The organism is Halomonas meridiana (assembly GCF_009846525.1).
GTDB lineage: Bacteria > Pseudomonadota > Gammaproteobacteria > Pseudomonadales > Halomonadaceae > Vreelandella.
Map to the genome: position 1 here is coordinate 1,631,624 of NZ_CP024621.1, position 16,770 is coordinate 1,648,393.

The following is a 16,770-nucleotide window of genomic DNA, read 5'->3' on the forward strand; positions in this document are numbered from 1 at the left end:
ATGATAGGCAGCACCTGTGGCGACAAAAGGAGAGGACCCATGGAAAAACATAACGATCACCGCCTTCGCGAAGGCTACGAGCGCCTGTTGGAGCGCATGCAAGACGGCGCCAACGAGCTCACCTGGGACAACCTGCAAAAGGATTTGGACGACGCCGTTGCCTTCGAGGCAGAGCTTGAAGAGTACACCAAAGACGAGCTGGCCCTACTGCGCGCCTGGGTAGAGCGCGACTTAAAAGATATGCGCTACTACATGGCGGATACCGGCAAGCAGGTGGCCAGCTGGCTAGGCATCGATATTGATCAGCTCTCCCGTCGAGTGGCGGAATCGCTGCTCTCGATTGCCGACCGCAGCATCGTCGAGCGCGAACGCTTCGAGGACGACTTGGAAGCTGCCCGTGCCGACTACTGCGAAGGCGAAATGGCCGCCCCCGGGTTAATGGCATGCACCCACTGCGATGCCCAAGTGATGCTCAACGAAGTCGCTCGGCTGGAACCCTGCCACCAGTGCGGCCACCGCTACTTCTACCGCTTCCCCAATAAAATCATCGAAACCTGATTGTTAACCCAGCCAAGCGCCCAAGCCTGCGATCGCGCCCAGCGAGAGCAGGCTCATCATCGCCGCATAGGGCAGGTTATCTTTCATCATGCGATAACCGCTCACCCCATAGCGCCCCTGCAAGGAAAGGTTAATACCGGAAAGCGGCCCCACGCTAGTGCCCACCGCCCAGGCGCTTAACGCCACAAAGGCAAACAGCGTTTGCTCGCCGCCGCTCAAATCCAAAATAGACGCCAGCACCGAAACGCCAATAATCGGGTGTAGCCCCGCCAGCGCGCTCAGCGTAATGGCGGCAAAGCTGGCCATGGCCTGCCAGGTACCAAAGCGGGCAAACAGCGTCCACTCATCGCCCGCAGCGGCAGCCACCAGCGTCGAAAGCCCTAATGTTAATAACCCCGCTGCCAAAAACAGCGAAATTTCCCCACGCATGGCGGGCAGCCGGGTAACGGTGTGCTGGCGAATGCGCCGCAGGGTAAAACGCAGGCCTTCCCGCAGGTTGCTTAACAGCGCCACCCCCGGTAATAAAAAGGTAATAATGCTGACGATAGTGAGCGACGGCGTGATCCAGAAGTGAAACAGCATCACCAGCGCCGCCATGCCCGCCGGCATCAGCAGGCTACGCGGCGATAGCGAAAAACCATCCACCTCGGCCAAATCGAACCGCCGCCGCAGCTCTAATGTGGTCAATAGCCCCGAGAGCATGGCCATCGGAAAACCCACTACGGCAATCTGGGCGTACTGCACCGATGGCACCAGAGCAATCACCACCGCCATGGAGGCAAAGAAGGGCGACCAAAGGGCTGCGCTAGAAAGCCCCCGGTTCAGCGCCAGTAGCTGCGGTGTGGTCAACGGCGCGCGCCGAGCCAAGCGGTCGCCCACCATGAATACCGTCGATAGATTCAAAATCGTGCCAAGAAAATGTACCCCCAGCCAGGTACGCAGCACGCCGTCCGCCCCCGTTACCCGCTTACCCGGCGCACGCTTGTTGCCCTGGGTGCCGATCAGCGAGATAAAACTCACGCCCACCAGCATGGAAGCCACGAACACATTCCCCTGCAGCATGGCAGGCCAGTTAACCGCCGCGCCATACACCGTTTGCGCCACCACCAGCATCACCACACCCAGGGCAATCAACACCCCCGCCTGAATGCGCGAACGCTTGGGAATATCCCGCCACAGCAGCGCCACCGCCGCCCACAGCAAATAGCTCACCACCTGCGCGGTCGGCACCGCCCCGGTAAACCCCACTATCTGCGCCAAAAGCCCCAGCAGCACCAACACCCCCGCTAAGCGCTGCCGCGTCGTCGTCTCTTGCATCTCAATCCCTTACTGGTTGAGTTAGCAGGCTAATCGGGTTTGCAAGAGAAGGCTAGTAGCAACAAGTGACGGGGTAAGTGAGATGACATGTGTGATAGATGGCAGATGTGGGAGGTGACAGAGTTAAAAAATGGAAGGTGTGGGAGATGACAGATGTGAGAGATGGAAGGAGTGGGAGGGCGCTTCAGCGCGCGATGATCCAGCCACCATTCCAACAATAACGCCACCGATCCCGTAACGCGGCGTAACGAACGAAGTGAGGCACCCGCGAAGCACCGCAACGCGGTGCCGATTGTGCCACCTAAGGCACGCAAAAATTTTCGCAAGATAGGTGACCTAAGCAAATTTTATGAATAGAGTATGATTAAACAGGCAAAACGAGCGGGCACGATAATAGAGGATATGTAGCCTGAGCCAAGGGGATGTAATCTAAAATCAATGGGTTAGGTGGTTTTTTGGAGCTGTATAACATTAATAACTGTGATCGCTCAGTTATTGGGGTTATGTAGCGGGCTATATAACCTCTGTTAACTTCAAAAGGTTCAGATGCTATATCACTATACAAATTTACAGGGTCTATTAGGCATTTTGAGTGGCAAAAGTATCTGGGCTAGCCACTGCGAATATTTAAATGATTCGAGTGAATATCGCCAAGCTATCCGATTTGCTAAGGCATTTTCCGGAAATATTTTTATGGAAGATGATTATTTGGCTGCTTTTGGCTGGACAGTTAGAGATGCTCTAGAAAAGATGCAAGTGCATGATGTTTATGTGTCTAGTTTTAGTGAGAAAAAAGATTTGTTGAGTCAGTGGCGAGGCTATTGTCCTCAAGGCGGTGGCATTTGTATTGGGTTTGACAAAATTGCCATACAGAAGTTTTGCGATAGTAAAGGCTACCACCTTTCAAAATGCCTTTACTCTCATAGTGAGCAAGAAAAAATCATATCTCAGTTGCTTGATGAGTGCTTTTCTAATTTCCCTAAGCCGCTAATATCCAGAAGTGAATATGAAGCACGAGATACAAAAGGGCAAGTTGATCATGAGTTGGGTTATAGAGCTCTTGTTACTTTAGGTGATGGTAAGGAACTAGCTGATACGGCAGTAAATAAATTTACAAATGAAATTAATGATCTTGCTCCAAGGGTAAAGAATTTTGGCTTTCATGAGGAAGCTGAATGGCGCATTGTGGCTCCGAACCCTGAAAGTAAAATAGAATTCCGTACAGGGAGCTCTCATTTAATTCCGTATATTCAGCTCCCAGTCTTTGATGGTGAGAAATCTCCCATTATAGAGATTATCGTCGGACCCAACCCAAACCCTCAACGATGCATCAGTTCAATAGAAAAGCTTATTAAATCATTTAACCTTGGGAAGGTAGAAATAAATGAATCCCAAATTCCATTCAGCAGTTGGTAAAGTTAACAAGTTCAGCTTGCTGGACTTGGGTAAACTATCACCTTTTTCGCGCTGCGCAGCAAAAATGCCGCCAGTTCACCCAAGCCGCAACTGAAGGCGTTAACTTTTAAAGAGCGATCTAGTACATTGACCAATGTTTAATCAAGGCGACATTTTCGTATGGCAGCAGTGACAATCGATAGAGAAGCTGGGGACTCTGGCAAAGGCTTTAGATTACAGCTCATAAGGGCGATAAAGCTCATGCTTAAGACGATTAAGCAAGATGCAAACACTGTATTTTTCACTGCGGTTGAAAACCTTGAAGATGTTTCTCATCAGACTATCGTCGATGGTGAAGTTAGCAGTTATTTCGAAGAAGACAAAAACTATGATCTGAATGGTAACTTCACAATTTTTAGTCCTCCTGTAACTAATACACTGGTCAGCTTTTTTGATATCTATATAGACCAATTTCGCACCAGTAACAATGTCTATTTGGGTTTTTATACAACGAGAAATATTGGAAAGGAAAGAAAGTCCAAGCTCGAAAGTGGTGAAAAAATAGATTTGCCGGATGAGCCGATTTTAAAAATTCTTCAGTCGCTAGATGATGCTTCAGATGATACGATTTGCTTAGTGAAAGACATTATTTCTGAAGAGTACGCTTCGCAGTATAAAGAAAAATCAACGTCAGGAAACCTGGAAACACTTCAAGGTCTAACTGTTGATAGGTTCAAGGATTTTTTTGAGAATAATCTTGTGGCATTTCGGTCAGGAAAATGAGGATGAACTCAAGCAGGCTGTTTTAAAAGATATTGAGAACTCGCCTATTCACAACAATGCGCATATAGGTAAAGAAAACATAATATTTTGTTTGTTAATGGATAAGTTGAGTGAAAGGCAGAATAGTAAAAACTTAGTTGACAAGCTGGTTCATAGTTCAGATGTGAAATTAATTTTTAAAGAAGCAGAGTCGCAAATTCCTGATGAAAGTATAGATCCTACATGGCGTTACATTGCTGAGTTGGAAAAAGAGGTGACCGACAAGCGAAACTTGAAAGAAAAGGTGCTTTCAGTAATAGATGATATTTCAGAGCGTCGAATTAAACAATTGGCAAGAAAGGCAAGTAGTTCTAAGTATGAAGAGTGTGAAGCGGACAAATCTTTTTTGTCTTTGAAGTATCGTGTTTTTGAAGCCTGTGAGGAATATTTTTCTGGGGGTTGCTATGTCGCTCCTAGAAGTGGTGGCGATATGGATGCTGTTCTTAAAACACTTGTATCGAGAGCGGTAGAGGATATTTCTAAGTTAAAGAGCGATTACAAATATACAATTTCCAATGATAAAACGATAGAAGGAATTATTTGGAATTTATTTGATGAGTGTTTTTTAGCTTTTGATGAGTATAGTGATGAATGACGTAAGTGCAAAAAAAAGACTAATGTACCTAAGCGGTGAAGATTTTTATCTTTATTGCTATTCCATTTTTGTCATTTTGGATTCTTTAGGCTGTCGTAATGGTAAATATTTTAGAGATTATAGAAAGTTGGCGTTTCTAACCGATATTATCGGTGATGATAAAATAGTCTATGTGCTTTCTCATTCTTCAGGAGAAAAGCTGAATCCTAAAGATTACGAGTGTTTGCTTGATAGCTATTCGAACGGATTAACTCTAAGAAGTGAAATTCTTAAGCTGTTGTTTGTTCTTGAGAAGAAAGGTTATGTGAGTTTAAATCAAGGCAAGGCGCAAGAGATTAATGTGACTTTGACTAAAAATAATCTTCCTGGTGGCTTTTTAAATAGCAATGTTTTTGCGTCTGAATTTAAGAATATAAAACGTGTATCAAAGAAAGTTGGACGGTTAGCGTCATTAACTCTGGATACCATGTTAAATAAAATTTATGTTGAAAACGGAGTTCGAACATGGGCCTGATGCGGGTTAATAAGCTTGTTTATGAGGGAAGTAAGTATTACTTCGAATCAAAAGAATTCGATAAAAATATCATCCTGATTGAGGGTGACAATGGAACAGGGAAAAGCACTTTTGTAATTTGATTTATTTTGCATTTGGGGGTGAAGTTCCAATATTCCGAAGAGATAATGATAAGCGTCACGATGAAATTACATCCGATAGCGACAACTATGTTGATCTTTATATATCGATTAATAATGAAAGCTATTTGCTTAGGCGCTACTTTGGAGATAATGAAATAACAGTAATTCCCTATGAGCGAGTTGTTGAAAAAGTATACTCAGAAGACAAAAAGACTTTGCTTGAAGAGAAGGTGGGGTTTGTTCTATTGGAGGATAAGGTTGAAATATATTCCGTCAATAGAAGCAAAGATGCATATGTTTTTTCTGACTGGATTCTTGGGAAGCTGAAAATATCTGTAGTCGAGCTTTTTCACGGTTACAATACATTTAAAATTAATATATCCGATTTGATGCGGTTGATTTATCACGACCAGCAGCCGAACCCGGAGGGGATTTATAAAAAGCCAGATACTAATTCTACATATGTATCTGATTCAGAGTTGGTTAGAAAGGCTATTTTCGAACTCTTAGTTGGTGAAGCTTATTCTAATTATTACGACTCCATTTCCGAAGAAAAGAAACTATCGAGAGAAAAAAGCTTGGCTAAAGCGGTTGTAAGTGAGTACTCGTTATTAGCTGATAAGATGCGAAAAAATGGCGAAGCTAAAAATGTTAGTTTTTTGCAAAAAGAAATTTTGGACAATGAAAAGCAAATTGACAAGCTACATGATGCAAGACTGGCATTTAAGCGTAACCGGTCTGGTTCGAATACAGTCAATCAAGATATTGAGTCGTGCAAGTCGGAATTAATTGATTGCGAATTAAAGTTAAGTCGATTGAAAGAAAGTCTCATTTCTATTCTCGATGAAAGGTACAAGTTAAACATAGTTAGAAACGAGTCTGTTTCAGAAATTAGGCGCATTGAAAAAGTTATTTTTTCCCACGATCAGCTAAACCTTTTTACTTCCGATACTTGCCCATATTGCTTAAGTAATGTGGATCGTGTTGAAGGGCATTGTGTTTGTGGTGCTTCGATTGAAGAAGAGCAGTATGAAAGGTTTTTCTACACGTCAAAAGAATATAAGGATATTCTAAATTCCAAGCTTAAGGCTTTATCAACAATTAAAACTGCTTACGATGATTGTGACTCCGAAGTTCAAGAGACCAAAAATGAGATCGAGATGGTAGAGAAACAATCAGTGGCGTTACGTGAAAAGCTAAAGGAAATGCTTGGGCGGGTCGATGAAGTTATTGATATTGAAAGCCTAAATGATATTGACGATAAAATATTGCAACTCAGGGAGGATGTCGCGAATCTAAATCGATTGTTAGAAGTTGAATCAAAACTAGAGGGTTTTCAAAAAGACTTTGACTTGGTTAGCTCAAAAGCAAAAGATGCCGAACTTAAAAGAAAAGGACTTGAAATTAAAGCTCAACAAGATGTTACCTCAAAAGTAAATGAATTTAGTGAAATCTATAATGAGCTGATGAAAAATACCTTGCCTGATTGCAGATCAGCCAAGATTAGACTTGATAACTATTTGCCTTCGATCAACGATGGACTCTATCGGGAGACCAGTGCACTTGTTTCGATCCGGTTAATGTACTTTATTGCTCTAATGCATTTATCATTGTCCGATAAATCGGTGACATTCCCACGCTTTCTACTGATTGATACCCCTGAGACTGCCGGAATTGAATTAGACTATCTACAAAACTGTATTAGGCAGCTTGAAGGCTTACAAGAATATGGGGTTGACTTTCAGGTCATTATTTCAACAGGTTTAAATAAATATCCAGATTCCTTAAAAGACAATCGTGTACTCTTTATGCCAGATAGGAAACAGAAGGAGCACATGCTTTTGAAAGAGAAGAAATTCACTTATTGACTATTTTTTTACAATCACACTTACTGCAACGAATTAGTCTGCTTAGCTTATTATACTGTTTGCTATACATGCCGGCAGACCAGATCTGAAAGTTAACAAGTTGCTGCACACGGATAAATTATTCACTGCGCTCATAATTTACCGGTGAGCAAAGCGTTAAAAGTAATAAAGTATGGATGTATTCCTTTTAAGACACGCAGAAACAGAAACGAACCGTGATGGTGCGTTAGCAACAGGAAGCGGTGACGCGCTCACACAGCATGGCCACTATCAGGCACAGAGCATCATAGGACGTCTCTTGGAATTGGAGATCGAGTGCATTCTGTGCTCTCCGTATCCGAGAGCCCTGCAAACCATTCAACCTTTTGTTGAGGTTGCCAGAATAGAGATTGAGATTCACCCTTGTTTAGCTGAGGGGCAGTTAGTGTTGACTGAGACTCCCGCTCGAGAGGAGCCCAAGTATTTCCGTCACGTATCGGGCCATGACTACCCCCATGAAAATGAGTCACCAGGTGCATTCATGGAGCGTGTGGTACAGGCAAAAAAGCTAATCGACACCCAGCCTCATTCCAGGATATTGGTGGTAACGCATGGGCACATGCTTCGCGAATTATTAAACAGCATGCTGGCTTTGCCCCATAAAACAAGGTTCCCGCACGATAATTGTGGGCTGAGTCATGTATCGGTAGGTGCCGTAAATATGGTCAGCTATATCAACCGACCAATTTCTTCTAGCTAACGACTTGTGGCGACCGACTTTCCAGCCCTGAGCGCCCACAAGTTTTGTGGTTCGCTGGGTTGCTAAGCGTTCAACAGTAGTTACTAGTGCTCTTGACCACGTCGTACTGAACCATCTTTAGCATGGATAATGTTTTGGTGGCGCGGCCTCGCGGGTGCCTCGCTGATCGCTCGTTACCACGCGCTACAAGGGTATTGACCTGGGTGGTGGGTATCACCGTCGAGAGCTGATGCCGCAAAATCACGCGCTTTCTCCCAACATCTCAACGATCATTTGTCTTAGCCAGTTGTGCCCGGCATCGCTTTCCCGCCGTGAGTGCCAAACCATCTCGTAGGCAAACGGGTCGATGGCAAAGGGAGGGGCGAAAAGCTGTAGCGGTGAGTCCTCCAGAAATAGATCGAAGCTGCGCCGTGCAGCGGTCAATATCAAGTCCGTGTTGGCCACTAAACTGCTAGCGATGCCCCAGTGGGGCAGGGTCATCGCTATCCTGCGGGTGACGCCTTCTCGCTGCAGGGCGTGTTCTATCTCACCGGCTTCGTTGCTTTGCAGAGCGACCAGTACATGTGGCCGCGAGAGCCATTCGTCTTTATCCAGGCTACCGGACCTGGGCAGGGTGTGTTTATCCGCCGCACTCACGAAGTGCTCGATGAAGAGCGTTCGGGTGCGTAACTCATCGGCAAGCGGCGATGGGAACACCCCAAACGCCAAGTCGATCTCTCCATCATGTACACCTGCCAGCATCGAGGCGCGGCTGCCTTGCGTGACTTGAAGATCGATCCCCGGCGCGCAGGAACGCAAGCGCTTTACCAGCCCCGGCAGGATGACCCGAGAGCCATAGTCCGACATGGCGAGCCTAAATAGTCGCTTTGTCCGAGCGGGGTCGAAGGCGGGCTGGTCGAGCAGCGTGCCTACCTGATGCAGTGCTTCCGTCAATGCCGGTAGTAGCTCGCTGGCGCGGGAAGTGAGTTCCAGTTTGCCTGCTCGTCGCACCAGCAACGGGTCGTCAAAAATAGTGCGCAAATGAGCGAGTGCATGGCTGACGGCGGGCTGGCTTTTATGTAAGCGCCGTGCCGCTCGCGAGACGTGCTTTTCGGTCAGTAGTGCGTGCAGAGCGACCAGCAGATTGAGATCGATACGTCTTAAATTATTCATAGTTTGAATAATGAAAAATAAAAAATGGAATTTCAATTAATGAAATGAATTGTACAAGATAAAAGACCCTTTCAGACGCATCAGGAGTCTTGTCATGAATTCATCTCTCACCGTGGTAGGGTTGGCGGCAGTAGCGGTCGTCGCAGGCGCTTTGGTGCCATTTCAAGCCGGTAGTAACGCGGAATTAGGCCGAGCGCTAGGCCATCCTCTTTGGGCAACGCTGGTCTCTCTGGTGGTCAGTATTCTTGTCGTCATCCCCATTGCACTGGCGATGCAGGCAGCGCCTCCCGTTTTCGGGGCTGCTAGGCACTTGCCCGCCTGGGGATGGCTGGGCGGCGTCGCAGGCGCTATCTACGTATCGTCGGCGCTAATATTGGTGCCGCGGGTGGGGGCCACGAGCTTTATGGTGTGTGTGATTGCAGGGCAGCTGATCGCATCGCTGCTGCTGGATTACCACGGCTGGATGAACTTGCCTGTTAGAGAGGTCAGCGTGGGGCGTGTGTTGGGCGTGGTGATGGTAATAGTGGGCATGGTGACGGTGCTGTGGTTCTCATCCACGACCAAACCAGCTCAACACGATGCTGATCAGGTCGTATCACGCACCGCCCATTCATGAAGGCACAAGGTTTTTCGATGAATCTGCACGGTTCAACGTCGCTCGAACGGTAAGTGGACGTAGTGTAAGTTTGGTTATGCTCTTCAAGCGAACCATCATCTTTCTTTCAGGAGCCTATGGATAATCGATATATCGTCATATTCGATGGTGTTTGCAACTTCTGTAATGGAGCAGTGAATTTCATCATCAAGCGAGACCCAGAGGGAATCTTTGCATTCACCCCGATGCAGAGCGAGTTGGCGCAGGAACTCACGCAGCGCTTCAACATGCCCGATGTGGGCATGGACACCTTGGTGCTTATCAAGGCTGGTAAGTGTTACGTGCTTTCAGAGGCGGCCCTTGAGATCGCCAAAGAGCTAAAAGGGCCGTGGCGGCTCTGTTATGCATTCAAGGTTGTGCCCAGGCCGATTAGAGACGCGGCTTATAAATTATTCGCTCGGAATCGTTATACGCTTTTTGGTAAGAAAGAGGCTTGTATGGTGCCGACAGTAGAGGTGAAGTCGCGGTTTGTGGGTATCGACACTTAGCCTTTGTGCGGGTATTTGTTTCAACCAGACGTTGGTGGGGGGTAAGCGCGTGCATGTTATTTATTGGGGTGGCGCGGCCTCGCGGGTGCCTCGCTGATCGCTCGTTACCACGCGCTACAATTTCATTCTTTGCCTACTCGCGTCAGTAGGGTTCTGTGTCTATGGCACTAACACCATAAGGAAAGGTTAATCCATGCCCACCGCCATCGTTCTTGGTGCTACTGGCGCTATTGGTCAGCAGCTTGTTACTCAGCTTACCCAGCGGGGTGAGGTGGAAAGCGTCATCGTGATTACCCGCCGTGAGCTGGATATTACCCGTGAATTTCCCAACGCTATCGTTTCCAAAATCCAGCCTGCGCTGCTCGATTTCGACCAGTTAGAAGCCCAGGCCGCCGAGTGTATGCCCGCCGGTGCCGTGGCCTTTGTGGCGCTGGGCACCACGAAGAAGCAGGCGGGGAGTAAAGCGGCGTTTCGCCGTGTGGATCATGGGTTGGTGCTGGCGTTTGCGCGGGCGTGTAAAACGGCAGGGGTGAGTGGGTTAGGCGTGGTGACGGCGCACGGGGCGAATGCGCGCTCTTCGGTGTTTTATAACCGTGTGAAAGGCGAGGTGGAGCGGGATGTTCAGTCGCTGGGGTTGCCCTGCGTGTTCTTTGCTCGGCCTTCGCTGTTATTAGGACGGCCAGAGGATGGGCGGTTGGCAGAGTCGTGGGCGAGTGCGCTTTTAGCACCAGCGTCACGTTGGTTGCCGCGCTCGGTACGGCCGATCGAGGTGCGCGTCGTGGCGGCGGCAATGGTCGACGCGGCGTTGGGCGCCGCCGACGGGCGCGTGTCGTTCGTGCTCTCGAATGCGGCCATGCACCAGAGTGAAAGCCCCTAGCGTTAATGCGTGTGGCCGGGTTGGCGGCTGTGCTCCAGCTCTTCGATCATCTTGCGCGCAGCGTTGGAGAGCGTTCGGTTGGTGTGCACCAGATAGCCGAGCGGGCGATGAATGGGCGCGGTGTCCACGGGTAGCTCTACCAGCTCGCTGTCGATCATCCTTTCCGGCAGCAGGCTCCAGCCGAGCCCTACGCCGCACATCATTTTGAGTGTTTCTAAGTAGTTGGTCGACATGCTCACGGGCAGGGTGAGGCCTGCTTCCTCAAAGCGTTGGCCAATCAGCGTGCGAGTGAAGGTTTTGGCCCCCGGCAATATGCAGTTTACCTCACACAGTTCTGCCAAGCTGAGAGGCCTGCCGTTGTTGCGACTGCGGTCGGCGAGTGGATGGTCGCTGGCGCAGACGAAGCATAGTCGGTCACGCCATAGCTCCACGACCTGAAGCTGTTCAACGGGGTGGGGAGCCAGGGTGACGATGGCCATTTCCAGCGTGCCATCCATCACGCCCTGGTAAGCCAGTTCGGAATCCAGGAAATGCAGATCCAGCGCCACTTCGGGATGGCGCTGGGTGTACTGCTTCAGTAGCGGCGGCAGGCGGTGCAGGCCAATGTGGTGGCTGGTGGCGAGCGTCAGTTTGCCGCCCACTTGACCAGAGAGATTGGCCAGCGCGCGGCGGCTATCTTCAACGGTAAACAGAATGCGCTGGGCGTTGGGCAGCAGCACGTTGCCTGCTTCGGTCAGTGCGATGCGCCGCCCAATGCGGTCGAAAAGTCGCGTGCCCAGCAGGTCTTCCAGCGTGGCAATGCGCTTGCTGACCGCAGGCTGTGTGAGATGGAGCTGTTCGGCAGCGCGGGAGAAGCTTTGGGTTTCCGCCACGGCGAGAAAGGCTTGCAGGCTTTGGGTATCCACGGGCGGCTCCCTGGTTGCTATTCCTGTTTGGAATCTAAAGTATGAATAACATGAATTGCTTTTATGCGCGAGTCGCGTAACACTCCTTGCATGCCATAGAAGCAGCACGCAGAGGCTGCCATAACGAACTAGCAGGGCACCGCCCAGGAGAGCCACATGTCAGGTCAAACGCTTTACGACAAACTCTGGAACCAGCATTTGGTGAAGCAGCGCGACGACGGTACGGCGCTGATCTACATCGACCGCCAGTTGCTCCACGAAGTGACCTCGCCTCAGGCGTTCGAAGGCCTGCGTTTGGCGAACCGTAAGCCCTGGCGTTTGGATGCCAACCTGGCCACGCCGGATCACAACGTGCCCACCACGGTGAAAGAGCGCGCCGAGGGTAACAGCGGTATCAAAGATCCGGTCTCGCTCATTCAGGTGCAAACCCTGGACGACAACTGCGTCGAGTACGGCATCGAAGAGTTCAAGATCAACGACCCGCGCCAGGGCATCGTGCACGTGGTGGGCCCTGAGCAGGGCGCCACACTGCCGGGTATGACCGTGGTATGCGGTGACTCCCACACGGCCACCCACGGCGCGTTTGGCGCGTTGGCCCACGGTATCGGCACCTCGGAAGTCGAGCACGTCTTGGCCACCCAGTGCCTGCTGGCGCAGAAAATGAAGAACATGCAGGTGCGCGTCGAAGGCGAGCTGGGCCTGGGCGTGACCGCAAAAGACGTCGTGTTGGCGATCATCGGTAAGATCGGCACCGCTGGTGGCACAGGCTACGCTATCGAGTTTGCGGGCAGCGCCATCGAGTCGCTCTCCATGGAAGGCCGCATGACGGTGTGCAACATGGCGATTGAAGCGGGTGCTCGCGTGGGCCTGATTGCCGTGGATGACACCACCATCGACTACCTCGCTAAACGCCCCTTTGCGCCCACCGCAGAGCAGTGGGAAGCCGCTGTGGCCGATTGGCGCAACCTGGTATCGGATGCGGATGCCCACTTCGATAAAGTGGTGACGCTCAAAGCCGAAGAGATTGAGCCGCAGGTGAGCTGGGGCACCAGCCCGGAAATGGTCACCGGTATTTCAGGCCAAGTGCCCGACCCCAAAGCCGCCCTGGATGAAACCGTGCAGCGCAGCCATGCCCGCGCGTTGGAGTACATGGGACTGCAGGCGAACCAGAAGATCACCGATATCAAACTGGATAAAGTCTTTATCGGCTCCTGCACCAACTCGCGCATCGAAGACCTGCGCGAAGCTGCCAAAGTGGCGAAGGGCAACAAAGTGGCAGACTCCATCAAGCTGGCCATGGTCGTACCGGGCTCTGGCTTGGTGAAGCGCCAAGCGGAAGCGGAAGGCCTGGACAAAATCTTCATTGAAGCGGGCTTTGAGTGGCGCGAGCCGGGCTGCTCCATGTGCTTGGCCATGAACGCGGATAAGCTGGGCGCGGGCGAGCACTGTGCGTCTACCTCCAACCGTAACTTCGAAGGGCGCCAGGGCTATGGCGGTCGCACTCACTTGGTGAGTCCTGCCATGGCAGCGGCCGCCGCCATTGCCGGTCACTTCGTCGACGTACGCACCTTACCCGCTAACGACGCCACCCACGCGCAGGAGGCCTAAGCCATGAAAAAGTTCGAACGTTTTGAAGGCGTGGTCGCGCCGCTGGATCGCGCTAATGTCGATACCGACTTGATCATTCCCAAGCAGTTTTTGAAGTCCATCAAGCGCACGGGCTTTGGCGTCAACCTGTTTGACGAGCTGCGCTACCTGGATGAAGGCCAGCCGGGGCAAGACTGCTCGAAGCGCCCGCTGAATCCGGATTTCGTCTTGAACCAGCCGCGTTACCAGGGCGCTGAGGTACTGCTGGCGCGCCGTAACTTCGGTTGTGGTAGTTCTCGCGAGCACGCGCCTTGGGCGTTGGAAGATTTCGGCTTCAAGGTAGTGATTGCCCCCAGCTTTGCCGATATCTTCTACAACAACGCGTTCAAGAACGGCATTTTGCTGATCACTCTGGCGGAAGAAGAAGTAGATCGCCTGTTTGCTGAAGTAGAAGCTAACGAAGGCTACCAGCTCGACGTGGATCTTGAGCACCAGCGGGTGATTACGCCCAGTGGCGAGATTCTTGAGTTCGACGTGGACGCATTCCGCAAGCACTGTCTGCTCAACGGCTTGGACGATATTGGCATCACTCTGCAAGACGAAGACGCCATTCGCAGCTTCGAAGAGCAGCATCGCCAGCAGCGCCCGTGGCTGTTCCGCCAGCCTGCGTAGCGTTGGCTCACTGAGTAGTGGGCTATAAGTGCCTAAATTATAAGTGCTAAGGATTAAGCATGACTCATAAAGTGTTACTGCTGCCCGGTGATGGTATCGGCCCCGAAATCGCGGCCCAGGCAGCGCGTTTGTTGAAAGCCTGCCAAGAAGCGGGCTTGGATATTGAAGTCGAAGAGGGCTTGGTGGGCGGCTCCGCCTATGATGTTCACGGCGAGCCGCTGCCCGCTGAAACCCTGGAAAAAGCCAAAGCCGCCAGCGCCATTCTGCTCGGCGCAGTGGGTGGCCCCAAGTGGGATAAACTCGAAGACCTTTCCAAGCGCCCGGAAAAAGGCCTGCTGGGGCTGCGTAAGAACCTTGGCCTGTTCGGCAACCTTCGCCCGGCCATGCTCTACCCGCAGCTGGCCAGCGCTTCCAGCCTGAAACCCGAGCTGGTAGCGGGGCTGGATATCATGATCGTGCGTGAACTCACCGGCGGCATCTACTTCGGCCAGCCGCGCGGTATCGAAGTGCGTAACGGGGAGCGTGTTGGCTTCAACACCTATGTCTACTCCGAAAGCGAAATCGAGCGCATTGGCCGCGTCGCGTTCGAGATGGCTCAAAAGCGGGGCAAAAAGCTCTGCTCGGTGGATAAAGCCAACGTACTGGAAGTCACCATTCTGTGGCGTGAAGTGATGGAGCGCTTAGCGCCGGAGTATCCGGACGTCGAGCTTTCTCACATGTACGTGGATAACGCCGCCATGCAGCTGGTGCGCGCACCGAAGCAGTTCGATGTAGTGGTGACCGGTAATATGTTTGGCGACATTCTCTCTGACGCTGCCGCCATGCTCACCGGCTCCATCGGGATGCTGCCGTCTGCCTCGCTCAACGAGAGCGGGCAGGGCATGTACGAACCCTGCCACGGCAGCGCGCCGGATATTGCGGGCCAGAACATCGCGAACCCGCTGGCGATGATGCTCTCCGTGGCGATGATGCTGCGCTACTCGCTCAACGAAACGGCGATGGCCGAGCGTATCGAAGCTGCCGTAGGCAGCGTGCTGGATGACGGCCTGCGCACCGCCGATATCGCCTCTGAAGGCACGCGCCGTGTCTCCACGGTGGAGATGGGCGATGCGGTACTCGCCGCCTTTGCACGCGGTGAGTGACAAAGAAAGCTTGCTAACTACTTGATTCGCTTCAATGCTTGTTGAAACGGCATACGTCGGCTGCCCTGAGGGGTGGCCGACGTCGTGTCTGATATGTGTGTATAATATAGGTCTCATTCTTAGTTGGAGGACTTCACATGTTGAAAGTCGGTTTCGTGGGATGGCGTGGCATGGTTGGCTCGGTGCTGATGCAGCGCATGCAGGAAGAGGGTGATTTTAACGGCATTGAGCCGATCTTTTTCACCACTTCTCAAGTCGGCCAGCCGGGCCCCGACATCGGCGTGGACGTGCCTCCGCTGAAAGATGCGTTTGCACTAGACGACTTGAAAGCCCTGGACGTCATCGTGACCTGCCAAGGCGGCGACTACACCAAGAAAGTCTACGGCGACCTGCGTAACGACGGCTGGAAAGGCTACTGGATCGATGCCGCCAGCACCCTGCGCATGGAAGATGAGGCCACCATCGTCCTCGATCCGGTGAACCGTAAGGTGATCGACGCGCAGCTTGCCAAAGGCGCGAAAACATTTGTGGGCGGCAACTGCACCGTTAGCCTGATGCTGATGGGCTTGGGCGGCCTGTTCGAAGCCGATATGGTCGAGTGGATGACCTCCATGACGTATCAGGCGGCGTCGGGCTCCGGTGCCAAGCACATGCGCGAGCTGCTCAACCAAATGGGCCAACTGCGTGACAGCGTGTCCAGCGAGCTGGCCGACCCGGCGAGCGCGATTCTGGACATCGACCGCAAAGTGACGGCGGCCATGCGCGGTGGCGACTTCCCCACCGATAACTTCGCCGCGCCACTGGCTGGCAGCCTGCTTCCGTGGATCGACACCAAACTGGATAACGGCCAAAGCCGCGAAGAGTGGAAAGGTAGCGTCGAAACCAACAAGATTCTGGGTCTCGAAAACAACCCGATCCCCATCGATGGCCTTTGCGTGCGTATTGGTGCCATGCGCTCGCACAGCCAGGCGTTCACCATCAAGCTGAAACAAGACGTGCCGCTGGATGAGATCGAAGAGCGTATTGCCAAGCATAACGAGTGGGTCAAGCTCATCCCCAACGAGAAAGACGCCACCATTGCGGGTCTAACGCCTGCAGCCGCCACGGGCACGCTGCAAGTGCCGGTAGGCCGCCTGCGCAAGCTGAAAATGGGCGGTGAATACCTTTCAGCGTTCAGCGTGGGTGACCAGCTGCTGTGGGGTGCCGCTGAGCCGCTCAAGCGCATGCTGAAAATTTTGCGCGAGCAGTAAACGCGCAAGAACGTCGCGCGTTCATCAGCGCTAAGTGCTAAATAAGCTAAGTGCTAAATAAAAAGGGGAAGCTGTTCGCAGCTTCCCCTTTTTTTGCGCTGATGCAAGTGGC

17 protein-coding genes and 1 pseudogene are annotated in these 16,770 nt (G+C 51.4%); 15 read left to right on the forward strand and 3 right to left on the reverse strand.

The genetic code is table 11. The annotated features are described in order from the left end of the window. Window positions 1-39: 39 nt before the first annotated feature. On the forward strand, window positions 40-558 hold the full coding sequence (locus tag CTT34_RS07880) for a zinc ribbon-containing protein (RefSeq protein WP_159341934.1): 519 nt from the start codon (window positions 40-42) through the stop codon (window positions 556-558). Window positions 559-561: 3 nt separating this feature from the next. On the opposite strand, the gene CTT34_RS07885 is transcribed toward CTT34_RS07880, so the two are convergent. Further along, window positions 562-1,875 carry a hypothetical protein gene (locus CTT34_RS07885; protein ID WP_159341935.1) on the reverse strand — a complete coding sequence of 438 codons (1,314 nt, stop codon included), beginning with the start codon at window positions 1,873-1,875 and terminating at the stop codon, window positions 562-564. 546 nt (window positions 1,876-2,421) lie between these two features. Here CTT34_RS07885 and CTT34_RS07890 point away from each other — a divergent pair. The 7 genes and pseudogenes from CTT34_RS07890 (at window position 2,422) to CTT34_RS07910 (ending at window position 7,930) form a co-directional block, all read left to right on the forward strand. Then, complete coding sequence (locus CTT34_RS07890) at window positions 2,422-3,291, forward strand: DUF2971 domain-containing protein (protein ID WP_159341936.1); 870 nt, start codon at window positions 2,422-2,424, stop codon at window positions 3,289-3,291. A gap of 159 nt (window positions 3,292-3,450) precedes the next feature. Then, window positions 3,451-4,053, forward strand: coding sequence for a hypothetical protein (locus CTT34_RS18300; protein WP_217352987.1), 603 nt, complete (start codon window positions 3,451-3,453; stop codon window positions 4,051-4,053). After that, the gene (locus tag CTT34_RS18305) at window positions 4,016-4,687 is read left to right on the forward strand and encodes a hypothetical protein (RefSeq protein ID WP_217352988.1); all 672 of its coding nucleotides are present in this window, start codon (window positions 4,016-4,018) and stop codon (window positions 4,685-4,687) included. Before CTT34_RS18300 ends, CTT34_RS18305 begins: the two co-directional genes overlap by 38 nt. Beyond that, the gene (locus tag CTT34_RS07900) at window positions 4,680-5,201 is read left to right on the forward strand and encodes a hypothetical protein (protein WP_217352989.1); all 522 of its coding nucleotides are present in this window, start codon (window positions 4,680-4,682) and stop codon (window positions 5,199-5,201) included. Before CTT34_RS18305 ends, CTT34_RS07900 begins: the two co-directional genes overlap by 8 nt. A 118-nt stretch (window positions 5,202-5,319) precedes the next feature. Continuing rightward, window positions 5,320-7,191 carry a coiled-coil domain-containing protein gene (locus CTT34_RS07905; protein ID WP_217352990.1) on the forward strand — a complete coding sequence of 624 codons (1,872 nt, stop codon included), beginning with the start codon at window positions 5,320-5,322 and terminating at the stop codon, window positions 7,189-7,191. A 15-nt stretch (window positions 7,192-7,206) separates the two neighbouring features. Next, a pseudogene (locus tag CTT34_RS18705) lies at window positions 7,207-7,287 on the forward strand (hypothetical protein); the annotation flags it as partial. A gap of 76 nt (window positions 7,288-7,363) precedes the next feature. Continuing rightward, complete coding sequence (locus CTT34_RS07910; protein ID WP_159341937.1) at window positions 7,364-7,930, forward strand: histidine phosphatase family protein; 567 nt, start codon at window positions 7,364-7,366, stop codon at window positions 7,928-7,930. Between the two features lie 240 nt (window positions 7,931-8,170). Here the strand turns inward: CTT34_RS07910 and CTT34_RS07915 are convergent, their stop codons facing one another. Further along, complete coding sequence (locus tag CTT34_RS07915; protein ID WP_159341938.1) at window positions 8,171-9,082, reverse strand: LysR family transcriptional regulator; 912 nt, start codon at window positions 9,080-9,082, stop codon at window positions 8,171-8,173. A gap of 94 nt (window positions 9,083-9,176) precedes the next feature. Here CTT34_RS07915 and CTT34_RS07920 point away from each other — a divergent pair, with 94 nt between their 5' ends. From CTT34_RS07920 to CTT34_RS07930, 3 genes are all read left to right on the forward strand, one after another. Further along, entirely contained in the window at window positions 9,177-9,698 is a 522-nt protein-coding gene (locus CTT34_RS07920; RefSeq protein WP_159341939.1) for a DMT family transporter, read from the forward strand. A 116-nt stretch (window positions 9,699-9,814) separates the two neighbouring features. Beyond that, a complete protein-coding gene (locus tag CTT34_RS07925; RefSeq protein ID WP_159341940.1) occupies window positions 9,815-10,225 on the forward strand; it encodes a thiol-disulfide oxidoreductase DCC family protein in 411 nt (136 codons plus the stop codon). A 193-nt stretch (window positions 10,226-10,418) separates the two neighbouring features. After that, complete coding sequence (locus CTT34_RS07930; RefSeq protein WP_159341941.1) at window positions 10,419-11,102, forward strand: NAD(P)H-binding protein; 684 nt, start codon at window positions 10,419-10,421, stop codon at window positions 11,100-11,102. Window positions 11,103-11,104: 2 nt separating this feature from the next. Here CTT34_RS07930 and CTT34_RS07935 read toward each other — a convergent pair whose 3' ends face one another. Continuing rightward, window positions 11,105-12,007 carry a LysR family transcriptional regulator gene (locus CTT34_RS07935; protein ID WP_159341942.1) on the reverse strand — a complete coding sequence of 301 codons (903 nt, stop codon included), beginning with the start codon at window positions 12,005-12,007 and terminating at the stop codon, window positions 11,105-11,107. Between the two features lie 156 nt (window positions 12,008-12,163). Here CTT34_RS07935 and leuC point away from each other — a divergent pair, with 156 nt between their 5' ends. From leuC to asd, 4 genes are all read left to right on the forward strand, one after another. Continuing rightward, the gene (gene leuC / locus CTT34_RS07940) at window positions 12,164-13,615 is read left to right on the forward strand and encodes a 3-isopropylmalate dehydratase large subunit (protein ID WP_159341943.1); all 1,452 of its coding nucleotides are present in this window, start codon (window positions 12,164-12,166) and stop codon (window positions 13,613-13,615) included. Window positions 13,616-13,618: 3 nt separating this feature from the next. Further along, on the forward strand, window positions 13,619-14,266 hold the full coding sequence (leuD, locus tag CTT34_RS07945; RefSeq protein ID WP_159341944.1) for a 3-isopropylmalate dehydratase small subunit: 648 nt from the start codon (window positions 13,619-13,621) through the stop codon (window positions 14,264-14,266). A 59-nt stretch (window positions 14,267-14,325) separates the two neighbouring features. Beyond that, the gene (leuB, locus tag CTT34_RS07950) at window positions 14,326-15,408 is read left to right on the forward strand and encodes a 3-isopropylmalate dehydrogenase (protein ID WP_159341945.1); all 1,083 of its coding nucleotides are present in this window, start codon (window positions 14,326-14,328) and stop codon (window positions 15,406-15,408) included. A 137-nt stretch (window positions 15,409-15,545) separates the two neighbouring features. Continuing rightward, window positions 15,546-16,658: an aspartate-semialdehyde dehydrogenase gene (asd, locus tag CTT34_RS07955; protein WP_159341946.1), complete on the forward strand. Its 1,113-nt coding sequence runs from the start codon at window positions 15,546-15,548 to the stop codon at window positions 16,656-16,658. Window positions 16,659-16,770 lie beyond the last annotated feature (112 nt).